Here is a 25708-nt window from a genome sequence, read left to right as displayed (position 1 = left end):
TTATTTTACAAATATAAAAAATCAATTCACAATTTTTAACATTTATTGACAATCCTTAGCGATTAACCAGTTCTTTTTCAGATATGAATAACAAACCAAGCATTGTAATTGCCCCATTTAAAACAAGCAATTCGAATCCGAATTTGTAGCCGTTAAACAAAACTTCGGAGTAGGTTGAAATGAAGTAGCATATTATTGGAGATAAAACGCCAATGTACGGCACCCACTTATCATTCACCTTTCGTTTAGTGTACATTCCAAACAGGAATAACCCTAAAATTGGGCCATAGGTATATCCGGCAACGGTAAAAACAGCCATCACAATACTCTGGTTATTTATTGCATCAAAAACAAGAATAACCACAATTAACAGGATTGAAAACATCAGGTGCGACAGCATTTTTAAACGACGTTTTTTCTTTTCATGGAATTGACTGATCTTCAGAAAATCTATCGTAAACGACGTTGTTAAGGCAGTTAACGCCGAATCAGCACTTGAATAGGCTGCTGCCGTAATTCCAAGCAGAAAGGCAATTCCCACAGGCAATCCAAAATATTTTAAAGCGAGTAAGGGATAAAGGTCGTCGGTATTTTCAGGAATACTGATTCCGTGCTCGCGTGCAAAAATATAAAGCATAACACCAAGGCTCAGAAACAACACCACAGTAACCAAAAACGAAAGGCTGAATACCAGCATATTCTTTTGTGCCTCACGCTTATTTTTACATGTTAAGTTTTTCTGCATCATATCCTGGTCCATACCAACCATAACGAGGGTAATAAACATTCCGGAAACAAACTGCTTAAAGAAGTTATTTCCTGAGCGCCAGTCCCAAAAGAAAAGCTGCGAATTATTATCCTCAGCAATGGTTTTTACCAATCCTGATAAATTCAGATTCAGACTTCGTGAAATTGCGATGATGGTAAAAATAACGGCACTCACCAAAAACAGGGTTTGCAGCGTATCGGTCCAAACAATGGTTTTTATTCCTCCTTTAAATGTGTACACCCAAATTAGCGCAATGGTGACAATAACCGTTAATGAAAAAGGGATATTAAAAGCATCGAAAAATGCAATTTGCAGAACTCCTGCCACTAAGAATAAGCGGAAAGCTGCTCCAATTAATTTCGAGATCAGAAAGAAAAAAGATCCTGTTTTGTACGACCTTGGTCCAAACCTGTCATCGAGAAAAGAATAAATTGAAACCAGATTCAGCCGGTAATAAAGCGGCAGCAAAATACCGGCAACAAGCCAGTAGCCCACTAGGTTTCCCAACACAAACTGCAGGTACGAAAATGCCGAATTACCAACTTCGCCCGGAACAGAGATAAAAGTTACTCCGGAAAGTGTAGCTCCCACCATTCCAAAAGCCACCAGGTACCACGGCGATTTCCGGTTTGCCGTAAAAAATGCTTGTGTATCGGCTTTTCGCGATGTCAGCCACGAGATACATATTAAGACAATAAAATAACCAAGAACAATTCCTAAAACGAGATATGGGCTCATAATTTCAGTTTATTCAAAATCGGGGTAAATCAGGTATTTTTTTCGCATTTGCTTGTATTCCTCCAACTCGGGCTTCCAGCTTTCAATAATCTCATCCTCGCTTTTTCCTTCTCTGATTTGTTTAATCAGCGAGTCGGTTCCGGCCAAAAGGTTTAGCCAACGTTCGCGTGTAAGGAAATCGGCTTCATTCTCGTATTTGTTGTAAAAATCGAGGAAGTACTTCAAAGTAAATGTTGGTGTTTCTTCTAAAATCCTTAGATCAACACCGTAACATTTTTTGTCTTTGTTTAGCGGACTTACAGCCACTCCGGGAATACTGCGTGGAGTAAATTCAAAAGGTCCAAGATCTTCATTCAGTCCACCCAACACCTGAAACGGGAAATCGGTTCCACGGCCAACGCTAACACTGGTTGCTTCAAAAAAACATAACGATGGATATAAACGAATTGCAACATCGTTTGGCAAATTTGGCGATGGACGAACCGGTAAAGAATACGTCATTGAATGATCGTAATTTTTAACAGGAATAACTGTCAGATCGCATTTTTTACCTACAGCGTGCCAATCTTCTTCGTTTATCATTTTTGCCAATTCTCCAACAGTGCAACCGTGTACGATTGGAATCGGATCGAGACTTACAAACGACTCAAAACCGTCTTTACGAATTGGACCTGCAATATAGTCGCCATTCGGATTTGGCCGATCGAAAATAATCAACGGAATATTGTTCTCTGCACACGCCTCAATAACGTAATGCATGGTAGAAATGTAGGTGTAAAAGCGGCAACCTACATCCTGAATATCGAAAATCATTACATCCAATCCCTCAAGATGTTCAGGTGTTGGTTTTTTAGTTTTTCCGTACAACGAAAATACCGGCAGCCCTGTGTTTTTATCCAGTCCGTCTGCCACTTCTCCTCCGGCTGAAACATCGCCTCTGAAACCATGTTCGGGGGCAAATATTTTTGCAACCTCAACATTTTGTTTCAACAAAAAATCAACGAGGTGCTCGCCTTCGGCAATCGATGTGTTATTCACAACCAAGCCTACTTTTTTATCTTTTAAGAGTTGCAAATAAAGTGAAGTACGTTCTGCTCCAACAATTATTTTACTATCTTGCAGAGCCATGCATCCGCTGGCCGAAAACCATAAAACTAAGACCAAAATAATCCTGAACATAGGTTTTAAAATATTACATTTGCGCAAACGAAGATAGATTTTAAATTTTTTTAAAAGCAATCATTCGGACAAAAAATGAAATAAAATTATGATACATAGCTTGTACTATTTTATTTCAACATGCGTTTAACTCGTGTTATTAATTTTTAGCGACATTTTGAAGATGAAACCAACACCTAATATAGTTCTGCTTCTGGTATTATTTGTTCTGATTTTTTCCAAAAACACTTCAGCACAGGAACCACCATTTTTGCAATTTAAAGATGATGAATGGGTAAATCAACAGCTCGAAAGAATGAGTTTAGACGAACGCATCGCTCAACTAATGATGATCACCGTTTATCCGAAACAGAACGACGCCGCCAAAGCAATTTTCAAAAGAAGAATAGAACAGTGGAAACCGGGTGGAATTTTGGTAATGCAGGGTTCGCCGGCAAAAAACGCCGACTGGATCAATCAGTTTCAGGAAGCTTCGGAGACTCCACTTTTAGTTGCTATTGACGGTGAATGGGGACCAGCCATGCGAACCGACAGTACAATCGTTTACCCTTACGCGCAGTCGTTAGGAGCAGTGCAAGACACCGCCTTGCTTTATCAAATGGGAAAAGATTTTGCCGACCAGCTAAAACGCATGGGAATTCAAATGAATTTTGCGCCGGTTGCCGACATCAATACTAATCCGTATAATCCGGTAATTGGCTACCGCTCGTATGGAGAAGACAAACACAATGTTGCACAAAAATCGTGGATGGTTGCCAAAGGGATGCAGGATGCACATGTAGTACCCGTGGCAAAACATTTCCCGGGACATGGCGACACCAAAACCGACTCGCACAAAACACTTCCACTCGTTCAGCATTCAAAAAGCCGTATCGACACCATCGAGAGCTATCCCTTCCGGTATTTATCGAAAAGAGGAATTACCGGAATTATGACGGGACATTTAAATATTCCATCGCTCGATGATTCGGGAACAACCTCATCGCTTTCGAATAAAGTGGTAACCAATTACCTTAAAGACGAGATTGGTTATAAAGGTTTTGTGGTTACTGATGCCATTACCATGAAAGGCGTTGTTACTACGCCCGGAAGAGCAGAATTGGAGGCACTGATTGCCGGCAACGATATGATCGAGTTTGTTGAAGATGTATCAAAAGCGGTTTCAACAATAAAGGAAGCTATAGCAAAAGGTGAAATCAGTGAAGCGGAAATTAACGAAAAATGCCGGACAGTTTTGGCGCTAAAACGTTGGGTTGGTTTAAACAACTACCAACCGGCTGATTTAAAAAATATCACTGTCGATTTAAATGCACCTCAATACCAGGTTACCAACCGAAAACTCATCAAACAATCGATGACGGTTTTAATAAATAACAACAATACACTTCCGGTTCAGGACCTTGAAAACCGCAAAATTGCAACCGTAATTATTGGTGGAAATCAGAAATCGGCTTTTCAGAAAATGCTCGCCAAATACACCGACATGGATCATTTTTGGCTACCAAAAGATGCATCTGAAAAAACGTGGGCCAATCTCCGCCAGAAATTGGGTAACTACAATTTTGTAATTGCCGGAATTGAAGGCATCAATAAATATTCAACGAATAAATATGGTATTTCGGAGATCCAGCAACAAGCGGTTATGGATTTGGTGCACGAGCAAAATGTAGTGTTTTCGCTTTTCGGAAGTGCGTATGCCTTGCAATACTTTGCCAATATTCAGCATTCTGATGCATTGATTGTGGCGCATCAGGACAATGAACTTACCCAGGAACTGGCAGCTCAACTTGTTTTCGGCGCATTCAAAGCCAATGGAAAGCTTCCTGTTTCATCGGATCGACGATTTAATGCAGGCGATGGTTTAGAGGTTAAAGCAAATAAAAGTTTTGCTTACACTATTCCCGAAGAAGCCGGAATGAATTCTGCTACTATAACCAGAAAAATAGACTCACTTGCGAACCTGGGAATTTCTGAACGCGCTTTTCCTGGCTGCCAGGTTTTAGTTGCCAAAGACGGACAGGTGGTTTTTCACAAATGTTACGGCTATCAAACCTACGACAGTATTTATCCTGTAAACAAAGAAAATATTTACGATTGGGCGTCGGTTACCAAAGTAACCGGTCCGCTGCCTGCACTTATGAAACTGGTTGACGAAGGAAAAATAAATGTCGACGATAAGTTTAGTAAGTACTGGCCCGATTTTATTGGCAGTAACAAAGAAAACCTGACGTTTCGTGAGATTTTGGCACACCAGTCGAGTTTAGCTTCGTGGATTGCCTTTTGGACCATGACTGTGCAGGAAGACGGCACGCTTGATAAAAATGTATTTAAAGAATCTCCTTCTTCGCAATTCGATGTTCGTATATCGGAACATTTATGCATGAATCACGATTTCAGAAAAACGATGTTCGACACCATTCGTACATCTGAACTGCTAAAAAGAAAAAAATACCTGTATTCGGGACTGAGCTTTTACCTCTACCCCGATATTATTGAAAACCTGACCGGAACACCTTACGAATCGTATGTAAAAAACACGTTCTACGAACCTTTGGGGGCTAAAACAATTACATTTAACGCATACAAACATTTCCCCATGAACCAGATTATCCCGACCGAAGTGGACGACTTTTTCAGGATGGAAAAACTGCGTGGATATGTACACGACGAAGGAGCTGCCATGATGGGAGGAGTTTCGGGGAATGCCGGTCTGTTTGGATCAGCCAACGATTTGGCCAAAGTATTTCAGATGTATTTGCAAAAGGGCTATTTTGGTGGACGGCGATACATTTCAGAAGCTACGGTAAATGAATTTATCCGAATTCAATACCCCGAGAATGAAAACCGAAGAGGCCTTGGTTTTGACAAACCACTGATCGACAATGATGAGAACAAACTGAAAGATGCTTACCCCGCAGTTTCGAGTAGCAAGAACAGTTTTGGACACAGTGGGTACACCGGAACTTTTGCCTGGGCCGACCCCGACAACGGACTGCTTTACATCTTTATGTCGAACCGAGTTTATCCAACACGAAACAACTCAAAACTCTACGATTTAAACATTCGAACAGCCATGCATCAGGGAATTTATGATAGTATTTCTACGGATAAATAGGCATCCTTAAAAAATGTTAAGATGCCAAAAACCAAACCTGTTCTACAACATATAAGCAAAACCTTTACCCACTGTACTACAGCACATTAACAACTCGACGATCTCCTCTAATACACATAATACTCTCCGTTTTTTATAACATTTAACAATAGCTGTTTGTGAAGCTTTTATTATTAAATTATTAATTATAAATTTAAAGCACGTTCTTTAAATAACAAACATTATTAATTAATAATACCACAGCGATATGGAAAAAAGAATAACATTTAACGAGCTGCGTAAAATTAAAGACAGCTTACCTGACGGTTCAATTAGACAAATAGCGCAAGAATTTGAATTAAGAGAAGAAACCGTCAGGAATTATTTCGGAGGCGCTAATTACACAAGTGGAAGAGCAGTGGGAATACATATGGAACCAGGACCAAACGGAGGAATTGTTCTCTTGGATGATACGGCAATTCTCGATAGAGCTCAACAATTAATCGGAGCTTCGGTTTAAAACAGAAAAGATTAAAAAATATTCAGAAACTGTCCTATATTTATAGGGCAGTTTTTTTTTATCAAATAATTATCTAAACCATTCCTCATGAAAAAATGCTCATTTTTCTTATCATTTATTCTAATTACAGTTTTATTCACGTCTTGTGAAGAACCGTGGCAACCATTGTTTAATGGCGAAAACCTCGATGGTTGGGAAACGTTTATCGGAACACCCCTTAAAGGATTCGAGGAAATTCATGCACAAGCCATTACAGACAAAGTTTTTAAAGTAGTTGATGTTGATGGCGAAAAGCTGATACACATTACAGGAGAAGTTAACGGATCGCTGGCAACAGTTGATACTTTTGCCAATTACCATCTTGAATTGGTTTTTAAGTGGGGCGAACAGGTTTACACCACCCGAAACAGCGGACTGTTGTATCATAGTTTCGGAGATTTTGGTGATGCACTGGGCACCTGGATGACCAATATTGAGTGCCAGCTTATGCACGAAAACCTGGGTGATACCTACCTGATGAATAACACATGTTGCGAAACCGAAGCCACTAAAACCGACGAAGGTTTCCGGTTTTCGAAAGGAGGCGAACTCACCCAATTTGGAAAAGACTTTAACGGGCCTGGCATAAAAAAAGCGGTTGATGCAGAAAATCCGCTCGGCGAATGGAACACCGTTGAACTTTACAGTGTGGGGCGCACCACCGTTCACGTTGTAAACGGACAAGTTACGATGGTGAATACCAACACGGGAGTTAACGAAGAAGACGGAATTCGTCCGCTTAGCTCCGGAAAAATCCAGATTCAATCGGAAGGTGGTGATTTGTTTATTAAATCGGTTCGGGTAAAACCAATCAAGGAAATTCCTGCCGAAATCCTTCAATAAAATATTTTATACCTGTTTTAATTACAACGGGTATATTTGCGCAAATTTTAAACGAAAACAAAAAATATGAGTGGTAAATCTTTACGCGAACAATTAACCGTTAAAAACACCGTATTGGGTGTTCAGTTCTTATTTGTGGCTTTTGGAGCTACCGTTCTCGTGCCGCTTCTGGTTGGTATCGATCCGGCTGTGGCACTTTTTACCGCCGGTATTGGCACATTGCTTTTTCACCTGATAACAAAACGACAAGTACCGGTTTTTCTGGGAAGTAGTTTTGCTTTTATTGCCCCAATAGTTGAAGCCACCAAACTCTATGGCTGGCCCGGAACACTTTCGGGAATTATTGCAGTAGGAGTAGTTTATGGCGTAGTTTCGGCACTGGTAAAATTACGAGGAATAACATTTGTTGAGCGACTGTTTCCTTCGGTAGTGGTTGGTCCAATCATTTTGCTTATTGGTTTATCGCTGGCATCAACAGCTGTCGACATGGCAAAAACCGACTGGGCGCTTGCCATTATTACATTGGCAACAGCAATTGTGATTGTGATTTTTGGCAAGAAGATGCTGAAACTGATCCCTATTTTTATTGCCATTGCGGTAGGTTATATTACTGCACTCATTTGGGGAAAGGTTGATTACACCATCGTACAAGAATCAAGTTGGATAAGCATACCTGAATTTACCACTCCAAAATTTAGCTGGCAAGCCATTCTTTATATGATTCCGGTGGCTATAGCTCCTATTATTGAACACGTAGGCGATATGTATACCATCGGTGGAGTTTGCAACAAGAACTTTATTGAAAAACCGGGCTTGCACCGTACCTTACTTGGCGACGGAATTGCGACTGCTTTAGCCGGATTTTTTGGTGGTGTACCAAATACAACTTATTCCGAAGTAACCGGAGCAATTACTCTGACCAAAGTTACCAACCCGTTTATCCTTCGAATTTCGGCCATTACTGCATTGGTATTTGCTTTTGTGGGCAAAATCAGCGGCTTGCTGGAAACCATTCCGCAATCGGTACTTGGCGGAATTATGTTGTTGCTTTTTGGTATGATCGCATCTATCGGTATAAAAACCATGGTTGACTCGAAAACCAACATGGGCGAAACCCGCAACCAGGTAATTGTTTCGCTGGTACTTACCGTTGGAATTGGTGGGGCTGTAATTCAATACGGAACTTTCTCGCTGGCCGGAATTGGTTTGGCAGCTGCCGTTGGTATTATTCTGAATTTATTGCTACCTGCAACTAAAAAAGAAGATTTATAAAAAGCTTCGAGCAGCGAGTCGCTAGCTTCGTGTGATAAAAAAGGATCCGATCTAATAAAAAGATCGGATCCTTTTTTGTGAATATAATCAGACCAGTTTGACTATTCAGCTTTCACGTCATTTGCACTGATAAAGGCTTTTTTCCCATCAATCAGTTCAATATAAACCCAGTTTTTAACCTGGTGAATTACTTTCAACTTAATGTCTCCCGGAATTTTGGCAATTTCTTTCGACGAACTGCTGGCTTCTTCATAAACAGGAAAACGATCGCTCCGGCTTCCTTTTGTAACTACCCTATCGGCCAAAACAGAACTTCCTCCTTCCTGAAACTCATATTTCTGAATAGGGATGCCCATATTGTCGAGGTATTCTTTTAAAGCTAATCCTTGCTGAGATCTCTTGTAAGCTTCATAAAAAGTCTTGTCATCTTCATCCATCATGTAGGAGTTATTGTACAGCTGATTCGCCATTTCAAAGTCGCCTGTAATTTCATATAAGATACCAAGATTATACGAAACCTCCGGATTATAAGGATCTTCATCGTATATCGCTTTATAAACTTTATAAGCCCTGTCTATCTCACCTATCTTCAAGAAATCCAAGGCCTCTTTAGCGCGATCTTTGTATTCCTTAACTTTTGTCTTTTTTAAATCGAAAGCATAATATTCGTAATGTGGCGCAATGTAGTTGGTAAGTTGATTTGCTAATTCCCGGAAAGCCTCATCAGCCAACTGGTTCACCGACTGAACAGCGCTCAGCGGAACACTTCCTTTACTGCTATATTTTTCATCCTTTATTTCATGTTTTGGAGCAAGCGTTCCCAGAACTTCGGCAGTTTTAACGTCGATCACTTTCATTCTCGCTTCAGAAATAACCGAACGGGTCAGGTAGTGCGTACTCTCCTTTTTATCAGTCTTTTTATTGGTGTATTCCGAAACCCTCCTTTCATCTTTCAATTCAAAAGAAAGACTACCGGTTATAATGGCATCAACACCTAATATCTTCCCAATTTGAACAGCCGTATTATCATCGACACGCGACCCCGCCTGAAAATTTTGTTCCCTTAGAATAGCATCCAGCTTACTGCGTTCAATTACCTGGTAGATATTTGTAATTCCACCTGTCATCATCACCTTTTCCATATCTGCACCATGATATTCTTCAATCAGGTTTGCAGTAATGTAATCAGCCAGTTTTGTACCGAAATCCACTTCGGCAGCCTTTGCGTAATAGGGGCCAAGATTATTAAAATTAAGAACAGCTATACGCTGAACAGTGGTCAGTTGCTTTTCGGGAGCCATATAAAGATACGACTTGAATTTTGGTCCGAACTGGGCCATTACGCACTGACCGGAAACCAAAAGTAATACAGCAACAAAGCTTAAAACAGTTAGAGATTTTTTCATAAAAGCGTAGCGTTGATTTTCAATGAATATAATATTTTACTAAAATAACATAATACTACAACTGTCAAAAAAGTCTACGCAATTAATTCCCTGATAATGTTATAATTAAAAATAATTATAAATAAAACGCCACTAATTCATCATCACTTCCTATAACTGAGGATGGCACCTGCATGAATAAATTCATAAACAGATGCCATCCTTTTTCTGATCAATTGGCCTCCTGCTTTTCCGGCAGATAACGCCAAAACCGACGCGGCATATGTTGACGTTGTAATTTCAGATTTTTACGCTCTTCAATATTGATGTGTTTAAAATATGAGCGCCACAACTTTTGATAAAAATCTTCGCCTTCATGCAGCAACTCCTCTTTCACCTGTCCATTGTACGCGTTAAACTGTTTTTTAGTAAGCTCCACTTCTTCCACCTTGTCGTTACCATACAGAATGCCATAGTTACGCTTCAAATCATAAATCAACCAACGCTGATCGGTAAATCGTTTTTGGTAATGATTGATGATTAGCGGAATCACATCGTATTTTGGTTCGATACCACAAAAATACATCCGGTCTTTCGTGCGCTGAAACCGGACAAACTGCATCATTCGCATGGCTTCCTTTTTTACTTTTTGTGAGGCCTGTGTGAGATGTAATACATCAGGATCGCCATAATCAGTTTCCAGGTTCAGATGCCCGCTAAACATCCGGCGCAAAAAACGGTAGATCTTCATCTCAATGCCCAACTCTTCCGACAGGTAAGCGTAAAAAAGCATTTGTTTATTTTTCCCCGACAAGTGTTTCTGAATGCCTTTCCAAACACGCTCGGCCTTTTTCGGATTTGTAGGGATATCAATGCTTTCAACAAAAAGGTAACGCTGCTCGCTATATCGCGAACAAATATCAACCGGAAAATCTTTTCGGTTGTAACAATCGAAAACGCAGGTTAAAAACCCCTCAAAAGTATTATCGTAGGTGTAAATTTTCATGGAATCTTCAGAACATTAATTTTTTAGAAATTTCATACCCCTCACTCCTTCGTCGCGATTCCCCCTTCGAAGGGGGATTAGGGGGATGATTTTCAGCTAACAAACCTGTTATTTTGTATTGACTAATGCAACGTTGGCAGCACCGGCTTAAAATCAGCAAAAAGCTTCAGCTGTGTATCAAGCGACTTTTTGTATTTCGAGTTCATTTCGCACAACAATTTATGTTTTAATCGCTGCGGTTCCCAGTCCATTTTGTGGGCAGGCAACTCGTTGCAGGTAATAAAATACTTGGCTCGTTTCATCACTATTCCCAGCTTTTTTAGATGCAAGGAATTTAACCAGCGGTGCTTTCGCGCCAGAATAATCTTTTGCGCCGACTGCACTCCTACCCCGGGAATCCGAAGAATCATTTCGTAATCCGCCCGGTTTATATCCACCGGAAACAAGTGCATATTTCTCAGCGCAAATCCGAGTTTCGGATCCACATCCAAATCCAGAAATGGCTGGTCTTCGTTTAAAATCTCTTCAGCTTTAAAATGGTAAAAACGCATCAGCCAGTCGCTTTGATAAAGGCGGTTTTCGCGCACCAAAGGCGGTCGGTTAATCGCAGGCAATCGCTCATCGTAACTGTTCACAGGAAGGTAACCCGAAAAATACACGCGTTTCAGGTTTTGATTTTTGTACAAACCCGACGACAGCAAAATAATCTGCCGGTCGGTTTCGGGCGTAGCTCCAACAATCAATTGTGTACTTTGACCGGCCGGAGCAAACCGTGGTGCTTTTCGATACTTTTTGCGTTCTTCTTTCGCCACAAGAATCGAATCTCGAATTTGTCCCATGGGCGTAACAATGTCAGGGTAGTTCTTTTCCGGCGCCAGCTTTTTCAGGTTCGGTTCCGTCGGAATTTCCATGTTTACACTCAATCGGTCGGCCCATATTCCGGCCTCGTGAATCAACTCGCTACTTGCTCCGGGAATCGCTTTCAGGTGAATGTAACCATTGTAGTTCTCTTCGTTGCGCAACTTTTTAGCCACCAACACCATTCGCTCCATGGTGTAATCCGGATTTTTAATTACACCCGAACTCAGGAATAATCCTTCAATATAGTTCCGTCGATAAAATCCAATTGTAAGATCCACAATTTCCTGTGCCGAAAAAGTAGCGCGCGGTCTGTCGTTTGTTCGTCGATTAATACAGTAAGCACAATCGTAAATACAGTTGTTGGTCATCAGTATTTTAAATAGGCTCACACAGCGGCCGTCTTCGGTAAAACTGTGGCAAATGCCACACGCCACACCGCTGCCGATTCCTTTGCTCGTGTTAGCCCGGTTACTTCCGCTCGATGCACACGACACATCGTATTTTGCGGCGTCTGATAAAATTTTTAGTTTTTCATGTACGGAGTCATTCATGGTATTTCATCTCATATTGCAGTTTGTAGTCAAAAAAATCCCCGGCGTTTATGCCGGGGATCAGGAACCTCAGTTCATTTTGGGTTTAAACATTTAGGAACATTAAGGAAATATGTTGATCTAAAACAAATACATCATTTGATAATTACATTATCATTTCTGTCGATAATAAATTAATCATTTCTTTTTAAACTGCAAGAATATTTTTTACTTTTGATGAAATCATTTTTTTCACATGAACTACTTTGGCAAGAATATCAAACTGTTACGTAATCGAAAAAAACGTACACAAAACGAGGTGGCAATTGCACTGGAGTTAAAGCGAACAACTGTTAATGCACTCGAAAATGGAATTAGCCAGCCAACAGTGTCGCATCTGCAGGCTTTCTCGAAATATTTTGGCATTGCCATCGACACTTTGATAAATATCGATATGCAACAACTTTCAGAGAGCCAGTTTGCTGATCTGCAAAATGGTTTTGATGTGTTTATCCGTGGAACGAAACTTCGTGTGATTGCCACAACGGTTGATTCGGACAACAACGACAATATTGAATTTGTAAACGAAAAAGCCAAAGCCGGTTATGTAAATTGTTTTGCCGATCCGGAGTACATCGGGAAATTGCCGGTCTTTCAGTTGCCATTTTTATCGAAGGACAAAAAATACCGGGCGTTCTCCATCGAAGGCGACTCCATGTTACCCATTCCCGACGGATCCATCGTGATTGGCGAGTTCATCCAAGACTTCTACCAGATTAAAAGCAACGAAGCATATATAATTGTTACACGCGACGAGGGTATTGTTTTTAAAATGGTTCAGAACAATATTACTGCTGACCACTCGCTACATCTGATTTCGCTGAATAAGGAATTTCAATCGTACGACTTGCCAATAGCAGAAGTCACCGAAGTCTGGAAGTTTGTTTGTTACCTGAACACCAAAATTCCGGAACCTGAAACCGACATCGATCGCCTGATGAAACAGATGGACGACATGCAGCAGGCCATCAAAAAGCTCGGATCGAAAATTGGGTAAGGCTAAAGAAACTACTCTCACTTTCCTTTCGTAACTTTAAAAAAGTTTGATTTCAGGAAATGCAGGAAGCATCATTTTATAGCAAAACTACCAATTGTCAGGTTCAGTGTGAACTGTGCCCGTGGAACTGTATTTTATCCGATGGTCAAACGGGCAATTGTAAAGTTCGATCCAATCAAAATGGCGTCTTGCTTACCGAAATTTATAACAAGGTGGCTGCACTCGGCTCCGATCCCATCGAAAAGAAACCACTCTATCATTTTTATCCTGGAAAAAACATTTTATCGGTTGGAGAAGTAGGTTGTAACCTGCATTGTTCCTTTTGTCAGAACCACCGGATTTCGCAATGCAGGGCTTCTGAGTTTTCAGGTTTTCATAACATCAGCGCCAAAAAAATTGTTACCGAGGCCCTAAAAACGTGGAATAACATTGGGATTGCCTACACCTACAACGAACCTTTTACTTTTTACGAGTTTTTATTGGACACTGCTGAACTGGTTCAATCAAAAGGATTAAAAAATGTTGTGGTTTCAAACGGTTACATCAACGAAAAACCACTACAAAAGGTACTTCCTTTTATCGACGCCTTTAATATCGATCTGAAGGCTTTCTCGAATGACTTTTATAAAAAACACACCAAAGGCGAATTGCAACCAGTTTTAAATTCGCTGAAAGAAATCGCTGAAAGTCCGGCTCATCTTGAAATTACCACTTTAATAATTCCCGGATTAAATGATGATATCTCCGAGTTTAAAAACATGGTAAACTGGATTGCAAGTGAATTGGGAGAATCAGTTCCGCTTCATCTTTCACGCTACTACCCACAATACAAATTAAGTGCACCGGCCACGCCAATAGAAACTTTAATTGAGTTATACGATTTGGCCAAACAGCATCTGCAACATGTTTATTTGGGAAATGTCAGCGACACAGAACGGTCTGCTACCTATTGTCCCAATTGCAACACAGAACTAATTGCGAGAAACCACTACAAAACGGAAATTACAAAAATTGATACCTGCGGAAAATGTCAAAAATGTGGCTCAACTGCGTCTATAATTATTTAGCAAGCATTTCGTAAAGCACCCCTTCACGCAACGCAAAATCGGTTTGAACCATCTGTTTTATTCCAATGCTTGAGATAAGTGTTTCAATTAAAATTACTGCCGGCACAATCAAATCTACACGTACATAATCCATTCCTTTCATTTGCAAACGTTCATCACGCGTAGATTGCAGCAATTTTTTGTTAACTGCATAAAATTCATCTAATGTAACGACCTGTGTTACCCGTTGTTTCTCGCCCGGATTTACCTCATCAACCATATCGGCAATCGTATCAAAAGCACCTGAGCAACCGATTAAAGTGCCAACTTTCTTTTCCGTGCAGTTCTGAATTGCCGTTTGATGTTCTGCCGCAAAAAACTTCTGAAGTTGTTTAACTTCCTCCTCGTTTATCGGATCTGAGAGATTAAACGAATTAATAATTCGCGACATACCGGTTGGCCGGCTTTCTTTCCAAAGAACTGCTTCTTTGTGAGTTAATATCATTTCATTGCTGCCACCGCCAATATCCAGAATCACCGAAGGATTTTCAATATTTCGGAATGCCAGCAAAACTCCCTTAAAAATCAGTTCGGCTTCACGCTCTCCTGAAATAATTTCAACTGTACAATTGCAAACCTTTTGAATTGCCGCTACAAATTCAGCTTTATTATCAGCCGTGCGTACCGCCGACGTTGCAAAAACTTTTATTTCATCAACACCAAATCTGTCCATCACTTTTTTATGCTCAACAAAAGCATCGGTCGTGCGCATTGTTGCTTCATCACTAATCTGGTTTTCCCTGATCTTTCCGTCGCCCAATTTTACCAGCTGCTTACTTTGGTGCATTAGCTTAAAATCAGAATTAAGCAGTTCGGCAATAAGCAGGTTGCAGGTATTTGTTCCTAAATCGATAACGGCAATGCGCATAAAATAATTTTGAAATGTTGAAGCACCAAATTAATACACCTTTGTATTAATTTCCAAAGCTTTCGTCTTATTTCACCATCACTCCCTGAAATTTGTATTAATTTGCAAAGCAACAATAATTAATATGCTGAAGCAACTAAAGGAAAAAATACAAGCACTTGGATTCCTTGATCACGCCTTTCTTCCAGTTTCGTTTTTACAGGAAGATGAACCACGATTAAAAGAGTGGCTGACAAAAGATATGCACGGTGAAATGGGCTACATGAATCGCAATATCGACAAGCGTTTGGATCCGTCGTTGCTGGTTGAAAATGCCAAAACAATTATTGTTGTGCTGCTGAATTATTTCCCAGAATCAGCACAGAAAGATTCATCAGCCCCAGTACTTTCGAAATACGCTTACGGCACCGATTATCATTTTGTAATGAAAGACAAACTGAAGGAGCTTCTTCAGTTTATTCAGGAAGAAATTGCGCCTTGTTCGGGTCGTCCTTTTGTTGACTCGGCTCCTGTATTGGAGCGTGCGTGGGCTAGAAAAGCAGGACTTGGTTGGGTAGGGAAAAACAGCAACCTTATTTCTCCGGAATACGGCAGTTTCTTTTTTATCGGAGAGCTGATCATCGATATCGAGCTGCCTTACGATGATCCGAAACTGGTGCGCGACCATTGCGGACGATGTACGAAATGTATTGACTCCTGCCCCACAAAAGCCATTATTGCCGACCGCGTAGTTGATGCCCGAAATTGCATCTCGTACCAAACCATTGAAGTGCGTGGCGAAATGGATGCCAATTTAAAAGGACAATTTGAAAACCGTGTTTTTGGCTGCGATATTTGTCAGGACGTTTGTCCGTGGAACTTAAAATCGGAACCACACAACGAAGCAGGTTTTAAACCTCATCCCAAACTTTTATCTCTTCAAAAAGAGGAATGGAAAAATCTGGAACGACCACTGTTTAACGAGCTTTTTAAAAACTCGGCCGTAAAACGAACGGGTTACAAGGGACTGCAACGCAATCTGCGCTTTCTATCTGAGACAGATGATGAACCCAGATAATACACGCGCTTAGCGGTTTTGAACCGCTTAGCGCACAAAAAGTCTTATTCCGAAACTTTTTTAAAACGGTTTAATCGTAATCGTATACTTTTTCACATCGGGCCGCACCCGATACTTTTGCAACTGACGGATAGCTGTTCCTCCAACTCCTGAAACCTCGTAATCCACATTTAAAATGGTATTGGGAGCCTCGTCCAACTGGTAGGTGTACATTGCCCGTGACAAGTTATCGGTAGTGTATTTATGCAGGCTAAAATTCAGCAACTCGTTCCCTTTAATCAGTAATCCATGCTCCTCATCGTTATGTACTTTTAACCATCGCACATCGCTGCGGTTACCGTAATCCTGCGGAATAATATAAGGCACATACATCGAATCTGCTGATGAATGGTACATTCCCACTTTTGCCCCGGTTTTCCGGTCGGGGTAGTTTTCAAACGGTCCGCGACCATACCATTGCACGCGGTTAAAACTTTTTGGCAACTGAAACTGCAGTCCTACTTTCTGCAGCATATCGGGCATTGGTCCGTGCGGAATAACTTCCTGCTCCAACTGAATACTTCCGTCAGCGGAAAATGTCCATGTTTGTTTTTGTTCGAATGCCGAATAAAAAAACCACTGGTCTTTCCGCTTCGACGGATCGAGACTGGAGTTGGCAAATACATCCATTTTCATCGTCACCTTATCATCGTTCACCTGAAGCAGTTCAAATTCTTCAACTTCGGAATCCAAATCGCGCATTCCAAGCATACGTAGCTGATTATCTATACTACGTCCCATTCCGGGCGTAACATTACCTCGACCAAGCATGTAACTTCCCCACGGATCAATATCATTAGCAATTGGAGCGCGCCAAACCATAAATTCAGGGCCACCTTCCAGGTACTCGGCTCCTTTGTATTTTAACGACACAAAACTTCCTGTCTTTTTATAGATCGTATAATTAAAATCGCTGCCACTTATCCGTATATAATTTTCATCCTCTGTGGCAGTTACTTTTGAGGTGTTCTTTTCCTCTTCAACAAAATAAAAATCAGTAGGAACGACAAACTGTTCCCAAGCAATTTCGTGTCCTTTGGGAGCCCAGTTCAGATCTTCTTTTAACAGAAATGAAACTTCCAGCAAACACTCCGTTTTTGATTCAATTCGTGGTCGTCGGTAATCAATGGTAACTTCCCCGGTTTCTCCAGCAGGGATATCGCAATTAAAAAAACCGCGCTGACTGGTTTCTCCATCCACCTTAATTTGCCAGAATCCTTCCAGTTCATTCAAATTTTTAAAATGATGACGATTGGTAACTTTCAGCACTCCGTTTTCAATGTCCAAGGCTTCAATTTTTATTGGTTGTCCCGATCGTTTTATTTGATTGATTTCAGGCTGAACCGTTCTGTCGGGCCAGATTATTCCGTAAGTTCTTCCGCCCAAACCAACTGCATAGAAATCACCGTCTTTTTCATCTTCCTCAAAATTCAGATGGAGCACCAACCCATCTTTCTCCTTCTCGATATTGTTGATATTTAAAGCTTTGTTAAACACCCGAACTTCGTCAATCACCATTTTTGACATGCGGCCGGAATGCTCACCCTGGTCTTGATTTTCTGCTTCGCGACCAATACAAAGCGGGAAAGGTGTTGAACTGATACTCCCATTAAACGAGGCACTTGCAACACGTTTGTTATCAATGTTGAGCTGTAGTTGATTTCCATTGTAAATACCTGAAATGTGATGCCAGTTTTCATAAAAATCCTTTCCAACTTTTGCTGCGGCCGAAATACGTTCGCGTCCATACACATAAAATTCCAGCGTTTCCGGATCTGCCATTTGAATTCCATAACCATGCTCACCTTTTGCTAAAAACACATTGGATTGTGAGATTTCTGACGGTTTTATCCAAAAATCAAGCGTCAACTGATTTCCGGTAATATCCAAACTTGGATCGCGATAAAATTCCACCCAATCATCGTGCCCCGAGAATTCCAGCCCCCAACCGGAAACGCCTTCCTGAAAAGTCGGACGCCCAATAATCTGTCCATCGTTTTTTTCATCAGAAAGATCTGGCACAATCCAACGTGGCGTTTTTATTCCCGGACTGATCCAGTCCCAAATGGCACCGCCCGTTAAACGCGGGTATTTCCATATGTATTCCCAATATTCGTCCATGCCGCCAAGGCCATTTCCGGTTGCAGCCAGGTATTCGTCCATAAACGAAGCACGCATATCGTTAGCCGGTAAAACTTTGTCTTGCGCAAGATTTTTATAATCAACCGGTACCCAGTAGCGTGGCCCCACGATATCTTCAAAAGGAATATAAAATGTATTTCCGCCATACATCCACGCCGGGCGACTTGGATCGATCGCCTTACCGGTTTTAATTACTTCGTTGATATTTTGTCCACTACCCGACTCGTTTCCGGCACTCCAGACAATCACCGCCGGATGATTTCGGTCGCGATACACCAGTTTGCGAGAACGATCGCGATACATTTCAGTCCATTCCGGCTTCTCCGATAAATTAATATTGTTGTGCGCCTCATCGCCAACTTCATCAAAAATGTACATCCCAAGTTCATCAGCCAAAGCAATATATTCCGGTGTTGGCGGATAATGACAGGTACGAACACAATTAATGTTGTACTGTTTCATCAATAATAAGTCCTGCTTTAAAGTTTCCAGCGGTACTGCCTGCCCGTGCTCCGGATGATGCATGTGGCTGTTCACGCCATTCAGTTTTACAGGAACACCATTCACCGTTAAAATCTTATCCTTGTATTCCACCTCGCGAAAACCGATTTTTTGTGTGAATGCTTCGGTCACTTTCCCTTCAGCATTTTTCAGCTGCACAAGCATTATAAAAAGGTTTGGAAACTCAGCAGACCATTGTGGTGGATCAACGACCAAAGTCGAAAGTTTGACTTTCACGGCTCCCATCGAATCAACTTCAAAATCCTGCTGAAGCGATCCGTCTTTTAATATGGAGCGGCCCTCAAGATCATAAACATCTACAATTACTTCGCCCGTTTCGGCCTCCGGTAATTGATTCTGAATATGGGTTTCCACTGTCAAAGTTGCATCCTTGTAGTCTTCATCAAAATCGGTCACCACATAATGGTCGTGTATAAATGTTTTGGGCTGTGCATATAATTTTACATCACGAAAAATACCCGAAAGGCGCCACATATCCTGGTTTTCGAGATACGAACCATCAGAAAAACGTATCACCTGAACCGACAAGTCGTTTTCACCCTTTTTAATAAACGGGGTAAGATTAAATTCGGCCGGCTCAAATCCGCCTTGATTGTAACCAACCTGCTGGCCGTTCACCCAAATGTAGGAAGCTGATTTTATGCCTTCGAAACGCAACATCACCTCTTTATCTTCCCAGCTTTCAGGAATGGAAAATTTTGTTTTGTAGCATCCCGTTGGATTGTAATAGTTGGGAATATTAGGAGGATCATTTTCAAATGACAGTGCTATGTTTCTGAATTTTGGATGCCCGTAGCCTTCCATTTGCCAGTTGGACGGCACTTTTATTTCATCCCATTCTTCCACATCAAAATCGGACTGCCAGAAATCAGCCGGAACCTGATCAGTCGTTTCAACCCATTTAAACTTCCACTGTCCGTTTAACAACTGGTAATTTTCGCATTTTTTTGGTAAGTTCTGAATCGCATCATCAGCCGATGCATAGGGAATATGAAAGGCATGAGGCGCATTTTGTCCCTTTTCAAAAACGGCCGGATTTTGCCAATCGACTTGTTGTCCCAGTAGCTTAAACGAAAAAAATATGAAGAGGATGAAAACAGAGCGGATCATTTTTGTTTGAATGTTATAGTTTCCTGTAAAATTAAACTTAGTTCGTAAAAAGTCCAGACATAATTCATTTAATCTGCCACAATTGGCAAAGGCGGAGATTAATTTGAATTTATCAGGGACAGAATTCTTTCATGAGATTACCATCTAAATTTACAATGTTAAATTGAATTCTTTTCTAATTTTATCTTCCAAATCAAACTAATAAACATGCAGAAAGAAACGATTCTCAAAACACTACTTCTCTTCTTTATTTTGGCAGATCTAACTTTCTCCTTCTTACAATACTACAATTCTCCGCTTTATGGAGATACAGACAGTCACATTCTGCCTGATAAAAATATTCAAAAAGTTATCGACGATCCGTTTGGTTTTAAAGTAATTTCAAGTGGCGAAAAACATGCCAATCCAAACCGCTATTTTGTCCATTATTCTTACATGAAGTATTTTCAGGAAACTCCTTTGTTGCTGCAGAAATTAACAAATCCGATATCGTCTGTATACTTGTCTGCTGCGCTTATAAAGATTATCATTCAAGTTTTATTTATATACTTATTGGCATCATTTATTAGTAAACAACGATCGATTTTCAACCTTAATTTTTTAATAGCTGCTGCGCTTACTCTTCCTCTGTTTCAGGTGTATGGTTACTGGAGCCGGCTGGGCATAAACGACCAATCCATTGCATATACATTTTTTTATGCGCTACCATTAATCCTACTGATGGTATTTTTCAAACCTATTTTTGACAACCTCCACATTGGAAAAAAAGTTAAAACTCACACCTTTATTTTGTTAGCTCCGCTTCTAATAATACTTCCTTTAAGTGGCCCGCTAATTCCTGCCGTATCCGGAATTATTATTTTACTTATCACTCTTCGCGTCCTCATCAGGCTTAACACAACTAAAATCCCGGATATAAGAAATATTCTAAAAAATTTTCCCAACTGGTTTTATATACTACTCGTTCCAATGGCGCTGGTTTGTTTGTATTCAATTTTTCTGAATTCATACAATTCACAAGATCAAGGCGAAGTAGTGACGCTTTCAGAACGTTATATGCTTTTGCCCATGGGTATTTGGAAACACGTATTTCATTCTCTGGGACTTCCTCTTCTTCTGGCTTTAATTTCGTTAAATATATTTTTGATCAAAAAGACTAATTCTGAAGAAGGAAACAAGTTGATAAGCACGCTAAAATGGATCGGTATTTTTTCGTTGATATATATTCTTTTGCTTCCCATGGGAGGGTACAGAACATATCGCCCACTAATAGTTAGATACGATACAATTATGCCCGTTACAGTTGCTCTCATTTACTTTTTCGGAGCATCAACATTTTACTTACTCGAAACCTTAACTGCCAAACATAAGAAGAGGTTTGGAATTCTAATTGTTGTTTGTCTGTCTCTTTTTACAATTGTAGATGCAGAAGGACTTGATAAAAACGATTGCGAAAAAAAGGCTTTTCAGAAAATGGCAAGTTCACAAGAAAAAATCGTCAGACTACCTAAAGACTGTTACGTGATGAATTGGTCGAATATTTACGATTATAAGAAATCGGAAAGAAGAGCTGAACTTATACATTACTGGAAAATCACCCCTGAACTAAAACTCTTTTATAACGAAGAGTGATCATTTTCCTTAAGAACTCTTCCAACTCACAAAAAATACCGGAAACTTCAAATCTTTAACAGAAAAAATAGAAAATTTGATAAGTCTGAATCAAGGTCAGAAAATTCGATTTACTACCTTTGGCTTCCAAATTTAATATTATGAAATCAGTTCTTATACTACCTATTTTATCGCTTGTATTTCTTTTTGCATGTAACTCGTCGACACAGAAGAACGAGAATAATTCAGAGCAACAAACTCCAACTATTCATACACTTTCTGATGATGGTGCATGGTGCTGGTTTTCGGATCCGCGGGCCATTTACACCGATGCCGACAAAATTATTACCGGCTGGGTTAAAAAAGACGGATCGATTGAAGTAGCCTCATTAAATCCGGAAACCAACGAGGCAAAATTCGATACCATTTATCAGCAGTTGGAATTCGACGATCATGACAATCCTGCATTTACAATGCTCCCCAATGGAAATCTCTTTACAATGTATGCCTGGCACTCAACCCGCAAAGGTGTTATAAGTAATACCACAACAAACGGAACTGATATTAAAAGTTTTGGCGAAAGCATCGCTTTCAAACCAAAAACCGACGAATTGTTGGAGAATTACCCGAGAGAAACATACACTTATGCCAATCCTTTTGTGTTAAGTGAGGAAGACAACAAGCTGTTTGTTTTTGGCCGCTGGATCGGTTATAAACCAAATATGATTATTTCGGAAGACAATGGCGAAACATGGAGCGAACAATATGTGGTAATGAGCGACCAACCTTTTACGCCCAATAACCGGCCTTACGTAAAATATTATTCCGATGGTAAGTCTAAAATCCACATGATTTTTACCGACGGACACCCGCGTGTTGAACCAACCAACTCGGTTTATTACTGCTATTACGAAAAAGGTGCATTCTGGAAAGCTGACGGCACAAAAATCTGCGACATTAACGGGTTGCCTTTTCAGGTTACCGATGCAACAGAGGTTTACAAAGCCAACGAAGAAACCGGTCGTGCATGGATTTGCGACGTTGTTGAGAAAGATGGCGCACCCTACATTTTGTATACCCGCCACCCACAGGAAACCGATCACCGTTATTACTACGCCTGGTACAATGCTGACACTAAGAACTGGGAAGATCATGAAATTTGTAAAGCCGGTAAATGGTTTCCGCAAACACAGGAAGGTGAAACTGAACGCGAACCGCATTACATGGGTAACATGACATTCAATCCGAACAAACCCGATGAAATTTACTTGTCGCGCCAAATCAATGGTGTTTTTGAAATTGAAAAACGGACGACCAGCGATGGTGGAAACTCATGGAAAATTGAGCCGATTACCCAAAATTCGACGCTGGACAATGTTCGCCCGTTTATTCCGCGGTATCAACCAAAAGATGCAAAAACCGTGGTACTGTGGATGGAAAACAAAAAATACATTCATTACACCGATTATGATTGCAACATCAAGTACATTGTTGAGCCTTAACAGTTGAAGAAGAGCTTTGCCCGCAACCTTTTTCAAACTGAATTAAAAGTATAATTTTGCGTGTACGCCAACGAAAATCTAATAACTAATAAATTTATTTCATGAAACATCTATCAACGGCGGCCGTAGCACTCGCAATTTTGTTTTCTGCATGTACGGGTGGCAGCCAAAAATCAACTAACGCTGAAAAAGAAAAAGCCATGTTTACCGGAGCAAAAGGAGAAGTAAAAATTATGACCCTCGATCCGGGCCATTTTCACGCGGCTTTGGTGCAAAAATCGATGTACGAGCAGGTTGATCCTGTAGTAAATGTTTATGCGCCTGACGCTGTAGACGTTGTAGATCACCTGAAACGAATTGAAGGCTACAATACCCGCGCAGAAAATCCAACTGCCTGGGTAGAAAAGGTTTATAAAGGCACCGATTACCTTGAGAAAATGCTGGCAGAAAAACCAGGTAACGTAATGGTAACGGCTGGAAATAACGGCAAGAAGACCGATTACATTCTAAAAACTGTCGAGGCAGGAATCAATGTGCTGGCCGATAAACCTATGGTAATTTCGCCAGAGGAGTTTCCAAAATTGGAAAAAGCTTTTCAGGTGGCTGAAGAAAACGGTGTTTTACTCTATGATATCATGACCGAACGTCATGAAATTACCACCATGCTGCAACGCGAATTGTCGCAATTGCCTGAAGTTTTTGGAACCTTGCAAAAAGGAACGGCTGAAAATCCGGCCATCACAAAAGAAAGTGTGCACCACTTTTTTAAATACGTTTCGGGAAATCCGCTAAAACGCCCCGTGTGGTATTTCGACACCAAACAGCAAGGCGAAGGAATTGTGGATGTAAATACGCACCTTGTTGATTTGATTCAGTGGGAAGCTTTCCCTGAGGTAGTTCTTTCGAAAGAAGATGTGGAAATTGTATCAGCCAAACACTGGACAACTGATCTTACGCCGGAAATGTTTAAAAAATCGACTTCGCTTGATGAATATCCGGAGTTCCTGAAAAAAGATGTTGACGGAGATATTTTGCAGGTTTATTGCAACGGCGAGATCAATTATACGCTAAAAGGTATTCATGCCAAAGCATCGGTGATCTGGAATTTTGAAGCACCCGAAGGTGCTGGCGACACACATTATTCCATTATGCGCGGTTCAAAATGTAACCTTGAAATTATCCAGGGCGAAGCTGAAGGATACAAACCCCAACTTTATATTGAAGTAACCGATGCAGACCCGATGGAATTTGCAGGAAGTCTGAATAATGCAGTTACCGGATTAGCAGAAACTTATCCCGGAATTTCCGTTAAAAAAATCGGTGATGAAAAGTGGGTGATGAATATTCCTGATAAATATAAAGTTGGTCACGAAGCACACTTTGGACAGGTAGCTGAAAAATACCTGCAGTATTTGATCGACGGCAAACTCCCCGAGTGGGAAGTGCCGAATATGATTGTAAAATACTACACCACTACTGAAGGATTAAAAGCTGCAAGGCAGTAGTTATATAAAATATTCAAAAAAAAGCTGTTCCGGTTGGGGCAGCTTTTTTTGATTTATATCGTCAAATTCCCATCAAATTCTAAATCGCCTTACTGACAAAATACTATCCATAATAAATGATTTCCCAATTTATCAGGTAGGATTTCGGTCGCCTTCCTTAACAAACTTATAGTGTAAGTAACTGAAAACCTGTGAAAGAATAAAAAAGTTGCTATTTTTATAAAGCAACAATCTAAATCTATGGATAAAATAAGGGTTATCATAGCTGACGATGAAGAAGATGCCATTGAAGTCCTCAGAAATTTATTTACCGATACCGGTAAAGTTGAGGTAGTTCAGGAAATTTCAAATCCCTTCAAAATTGAAAGTGCTGTCAATAAATTAAAACCCGACGCACTATTCCTCGATATTGAGATGCCCGGTCAAAATGGATTATCCCTCCTTGAAAACATTCGCTCCTATAACCAGGAATTATCTGTAGTCTATATTACCGCCTACCATAAATACATAAAAGATGCGATAAAGCTAAACGTGTACTCTTACCTCTTAAAACCCGTTGACAGACAAGAAGTAGCAGAAGTGGTTGCTAAACTCATCGACCTAAAACAAAAGAGAAGTACGCCAAATATCAACAAACTAAAACTCCCCGTAAAAGGTGGATATATATACATTAAACCTGAAGAATTACTCTTGCTTGAGGCCGATGGAAACTACACCCGATTAAAAACCATTGATGAAGAAGAATATATCTCATCATACAACATGGGGCGGCTGCTTAATAAACTCCCGTCCTCATTTTTTAGAATTAACCGGGGCTGTGTTTTAAATGGTGAGTTTATTTATAAAATCAACAAAACCAACAATACCTGCTTAGTAAGATTAAACGGAGGAGAAATCGAATTTAATGTATCGGGGGCATTTATAACCGAATTTAACCGAACTACAAAATAGGC

General features: G+C 40.4%; 18 protein-coding genes. 11 read left to right on the top strand and 7 right to left on the bottom strand.

What is annotated here, in order from left to right:
- Positions 1 to 55: 55 nt before the first annotated feature.
- Both SLH46_RS04755 and SLH46_RS04750 read right to left on the bottom strand, forming a co-directional pair.
- Complete coding sequence (locus SLH46_RS04755) at positions 56 to 1507, bottom strand: sodium:solute symporter (RefSeq protein ID WP_320280011.1); 1452 nt, start codon at positions 1505 to 1507, stop codon at positions 56 to 58.
- Positions 1508 to 1516: 9 nt separating this feature from the next.
- Positions 1517 to 2686 carry an exo-beta-N-acetylmuramidase NamZ family protein gene (locus tag SLH46_RS04750; RefSeq protein WP_320280010.1) on the bottom strand — a complete coding sequence of 390 codons (1170 nt, stop codon included), beginning with the start codon at positions 2684 to 2686 and terminating at the stop codon, positions 1517 to 1519.
- Positions 2687 to 2849: 163 nt separating this feature from the next.
- Here SLH46_RS04750 and SLH46_RS04745 point away from each other — a divergent pair, with 163 nt between their 5' ends.
- The 4 genes from SLH46_RS04745 (at position 2850) to SLH46_RS04730 (ending at position 8454) form a co-directional block, all read left to right on the top strand.
- On the top strand, positions 2850 to 5801 hold the full coding sequence (locus SLH46_RS04745; RefSeq protein WP_320280009.1) for a glycoside hydrolase family 3 N-terminal domain-containing protein: 2952 nt from the start codon (positions 2850 to 2852) through the stop codon (positions 5799 to 5801).
- Between the two features lie 247 nt (positions 5802 to 6048).
- The gene (locus SLH46_RS04740; protein WP_320280008.1) at positions 6049 to 6300 is read left to right on the top strand and encodes a DNA-binding protein; all 252 of its coding nucleotides are present in this window, start codon (positions 6049 to 6051) and stop codon (positions 6298 to 6300) included.
- An 87-nt stretch (positions 6301 to 6387) separates the two neighbouring features.
- Complete coding sequence (locus tag SLH46_RS04735; protein ID WP_320280007.1) at positions 6388 to 7182, top strand: 3-keto-disaccharide hydrolase; 795 nt, start codon at positions 6388 to 6390, stop codon at positions 7180 to 7182.
- A 66-nt stretch (positions 7183 to 7248) separates the two neighbouring features.
- The gene (locus SLH46_RS04730) at positions 7249 to 8454 is read left to right on the top strand and encodes a uracil-xanthine permease family protein (RefSeq protein WP_320280006.1); all 1206 of its coding nucleotides are present in this window, start codon (positions 7249 to 7251) and stop codon (positions 8452 to 8454) included.
- 101 nt (positions 8455 to 8555) lie between these two features.
- Here the strand turns inward: SLH46_RS04730 and SLH46_RS04725 are convergent, their stop codons facing one another.
- From SLH46_RS04725 to SLH46_RS04715, 3 genes are all read right to left on the bottom strand, one after another.
- Positions 8556 to 9860 carry a DUF6340 family protein gene (locus SLH46_RS04725; protein ID WP_320280005.1) on the bottom strand — a complete coding sequence of 435 codons (1305 nt, stop codon included), beginning with the start codon at positions 9858 to 9860 and terminating at the stop codon, positions 8556 to 8558.
- A gap of 211 nt (positions 9861 to 10071) precedes the next feature.
- Positions 10072 to 10845: a TIGR03915 family putative DNA repair protein gene (locus tag SLH46_RS04720; protein WP_320280004.1), complete on the bottom strand. Its 774-nt coding sequence runs from the start codon at positions 10843 to 10845 to the stop codon at positions 10072 to 10074.
- A 122-nt stretch (positions 10846 to 10967) separates the two neighbouring features.
- Positions 10968 to 12257: a putative DNA modification/repair radical SAM protein gene (locus SLH46_RS04715; protein ID WP_320280003.1), complete on the bottom strand. Its 1290-nt coding sequence runs from the start codon at positions 12255 to 12257 to the stop codon at positions 10968 to 10970.
- Between the two features lie 235 nt (positions 12258 to 12492).
- Between SLH46_RS04715 and SLH46_RS04710 the strand changes: the two genes are divergently transcribed.
- Together SLH46_RS04710 and amrS are read left to right on the top strand one after the other, a co-directional pair.
- On the top strand, positions 12493 to 13293 hold the full coding sequence (locus SLH46_RS04710) for an XRE family transcriptional regulator (RefSeq protein WP_320280002.1): 801 nt from the start codon (positions 12493 to 12495) through the stop codon (positions 13291 to 13293).
- Positions 13294 to 13352: 59 nt separating this feature from the next.
- Entirely contained in the window at positions 13353 to 14360 is a 1008-nt protein-coding gene (gene amrS / locus SLH46_RS04705) for an AmmeMemoRadiSam system radical SAM enzyme (protein WP_320280001.1), read from the top strand.
- Here amrS and SLH46_RS04700 read toward each other — a convergent pair.
- Positions 14353 to 15267, bottom strand: a complete 915-nt coding sequence (locus SLH46_RS04700; RefSeq protein ID WP_320280000.1) for a Ppx/GppA phosphatase family protein — start codon at positions 15265 to 15267, stop codon at positions 14353 to 14355. The two genes, amrS and SLH46_RS04700, sit on opposite strands and share 8 nt — an antisense overlap.
- Before the next feature lie 124 nt (positions 15268 to 15391).
- Here SLH46_RS04700 and queG point away from each other — a divergent pair, with 124 nt between their 5' ends.
- Positions 15392 to 16324, top strand: coding sequence for a tRNA epoxyqueuosine(34) reductase QueG (queG, locus tag SLH46_RS04695; RefSeq protein ID WP_320279999.1), 933 nt, complete (start codon positions 15392 to 15394; stop codon positions 16322 to 16324).
- A 60-nt stretch (positions 16325 to 16384) separates the two neighbouring features.
- On the opposite strand, the gene SLH46_RS04690 is transcribed toward queG, so the two are convergent.
- The gene (locus SLH46_RS04690; RefSeq protein ID WP_320279998.1) at positions 16385 to 20137 is read right to left on the bottom strand and encodes a glycoside hydrolase family 2 TIM barrel-domain containing protein; all 3753 of its coding nucleotides are present in this window, start codon (positions 20135 to 20137) and stop codon (positions 16385 to 16387) included.
- 207 nt (positions 20138 to 20344) lie between these two features.
- Between SLH46_RS04690 and SLH46_RS04685 the strand changes: the two genes are divergently transcribed.
- From SLH46_RS04685 to SLH46_RS04670, 4 genes are all read left to right on the top strand, one after another.
- A complete protein-coding gene (locus tag SLH46_RS04685; RefSeq protein ID WP_320279997.1) occupies positions 20345 to 21769 on the top strand; it encodes a hypothetical protein in 1425 nt (474 codons plus the stop codon).
- Between the two features lie 140 nt (positions 21770 to 21909).
- Positions 21910 to 23250 carry a BNR-4 repeat-containing protein gene (locus SLH46_RS04680; protein WP_320279996.1) on the top strand — a complete coding sequence of 447 codons (1341 nt, stop codon included), beginning with the start codon at positions 21910 to 21912 and terminating at the stop codon, positions 23248 to 23250.
- A 101-nt stretch (positions 23251 to 23351) separates the two neighbouring features.
- Positions 23352 to 24755 carry a putative oxidoreductase C-terminal domain-containing protein gene (locus tag SLH46_RS04675; RefSeq protein WP_320279995.1) on the top strand — a complete coding sequence of 468 codons (1404 nt, stop codon included), beginning with the start codon at positions 23352 to 23354 and terminating at the stop codon, positions 24753 to 24755.
- A 240-nt stretch (positions 24756 to 24995) separates the two neighbouring features.
- Positions 24996 to 25706: a LytR/AlgR family response regulator transcription factor gene (locus SLH46_RS04670; protein WP_320279994.1), complete on the top strand. Its 711-nt coding sequence runs from the start codon at positions 24996 to 24998 to the stop codon at positions 25704 to 25706.
- Positions 25707 to 25708: the final 2 nt, after the last annotated feature.

Origin of the sequence: Draconibacterium sp. IB214405, assembly GCF_033963885.1 — a bacterium.
In the GTDB taxonomy this organism is placed as follows: domain Bacteria; phylum Bacteroidota; class Bacteroidia; order Bacteroidales; family Prolixibacteraceae; genus Draconibacterium.
The sequence above is the reverse complement of the archived record's forward strand: the minus strand, read 5'-3'. Positions and strand labels throughout refer to the sequence as shown.

Bases quoted from the DNA above. Each gene is read 5' to 3' on its own strand.
- SLH46_RS04720 (WP_320280004.1), bottom strand. From the start codon at position 10,845: ATGAAAATTTACACCTACGATAATACTTTTGAGGGGTTTTTAACCTGC.
- SLH46_RS04725 (WP_320280005.1), bottom strand. From the start codon at position 9,860: ATGAAAAAATCTCTAACTGTTTTAAGCTTTGTTGCTGTATTACTTTTG.
- SLH46_RS04715 (WP_320280003.1), bottom strand. From the start codon at position 12,257: ATGAATGACTCCGTACATGAAAAACTAAAAATTTTATCAGACGCCGCA.
- queG (WP_320279999.1), top strand. From the start codon at position 15,392: ATGCTGAAGCAACTAAAGGAAAAAATACAAGCACTTGGATTCCTTGAT.
- SLH46_RS04700 (WP_320280000.1), bottom strand. From the start codon at position 15,267: ATGCGCATTGCCGTTATCGATTTAGGAACAAATACCTGCAACCTGCTT.
- SLH46_RS04670 (WP_320279994.1), top strand. From the start codon at position 24,996: ATGGATAAAATAAGGGTTATCATAGCTGACGATGAAGAAGATGCCATT.
- SLH46_RS04710 (WP_320280002.1), top strand. From the start codon at position 12,493: ATGAACTACTTTGGCAAGAATATCAAACTGTTACGTAATCGAAAAAAA.
- SLH46_RS04680 (WP_320279996.1), top strand. From the start codon at position 21,910: ATGAAATCAGTTCTTATACTACCTATTTTATCGCTTGTATTTCTTTTT.
- SLH46_RS04755 (WP_320280011.1), bottom strand. From the start codon at position 1,507: ATGAGCCCATATCTCGTTTTAGGAATTGTTCTTGGTTATTTTATTGTC.
- SLH46_RS04750 (WP_320280010.1), bottom strand. From the start codon at position 2,686: ATGTTCAGGATTATTTTGGTCTTAGTTTTATGGTTTTCGGCCAGCGGA.
- SLH46_RS04690 (WP_320279998.1), bottom strand. From the start codon at position 20,137: ATGATCCGCTCTGTTTTCATCCTCTTCATATTTTTTTCGTTTAAGCTA.
- amrS (WP_320280001.1), top strand. From the start codon at position 13,353: ATGCAGGAAGCATCATTTTATAGCAAAACTACCAATTGTCAGGTTCAG.
- SLH46_RS04735 (WP_320280007.1), top strand. From the start codon at position 6,388: ATGAAAAAATGCTCATTTTTCTTATCATTTATTCTAATTACAGTTTTA.
- SLH46_RS04740 (WP_320280008.1), top strand. From the start codon at position 6,049: ATGGAAAAAAGAATAACATTTAACGAGCTGCGTAAAATTAAAGACAGC.
- SLH46_RS04730 (WP_320280006.1), top strand. From the start codon at position 7,249: ATGAGTGGTAAATCTTTACGCGAACAATTAACCGTTAAAAACACCGTA.
- SLH46_RS04745 (WP_320280009.1), top strand. From the start codon at position 2,850: ATGAAACCAACACCTAATATAGTTCTGCTTCTGGTATTATTTGTTCTG.
- SLH46_RS04685 (WP_320279997.1), top strand. From the start codon at position 20,345: ATGCAGAAAGAAACGATTCTCAAAACACTACTTCTCTTCTTTATTTTG.
- SLH46_RS04675 (WP_320279995.1), top strand. From the start codon at position 23,352: ATGAAACATCTATCAACGGCGGCCGTAGCACTCGCAATTTTGTTTTCT.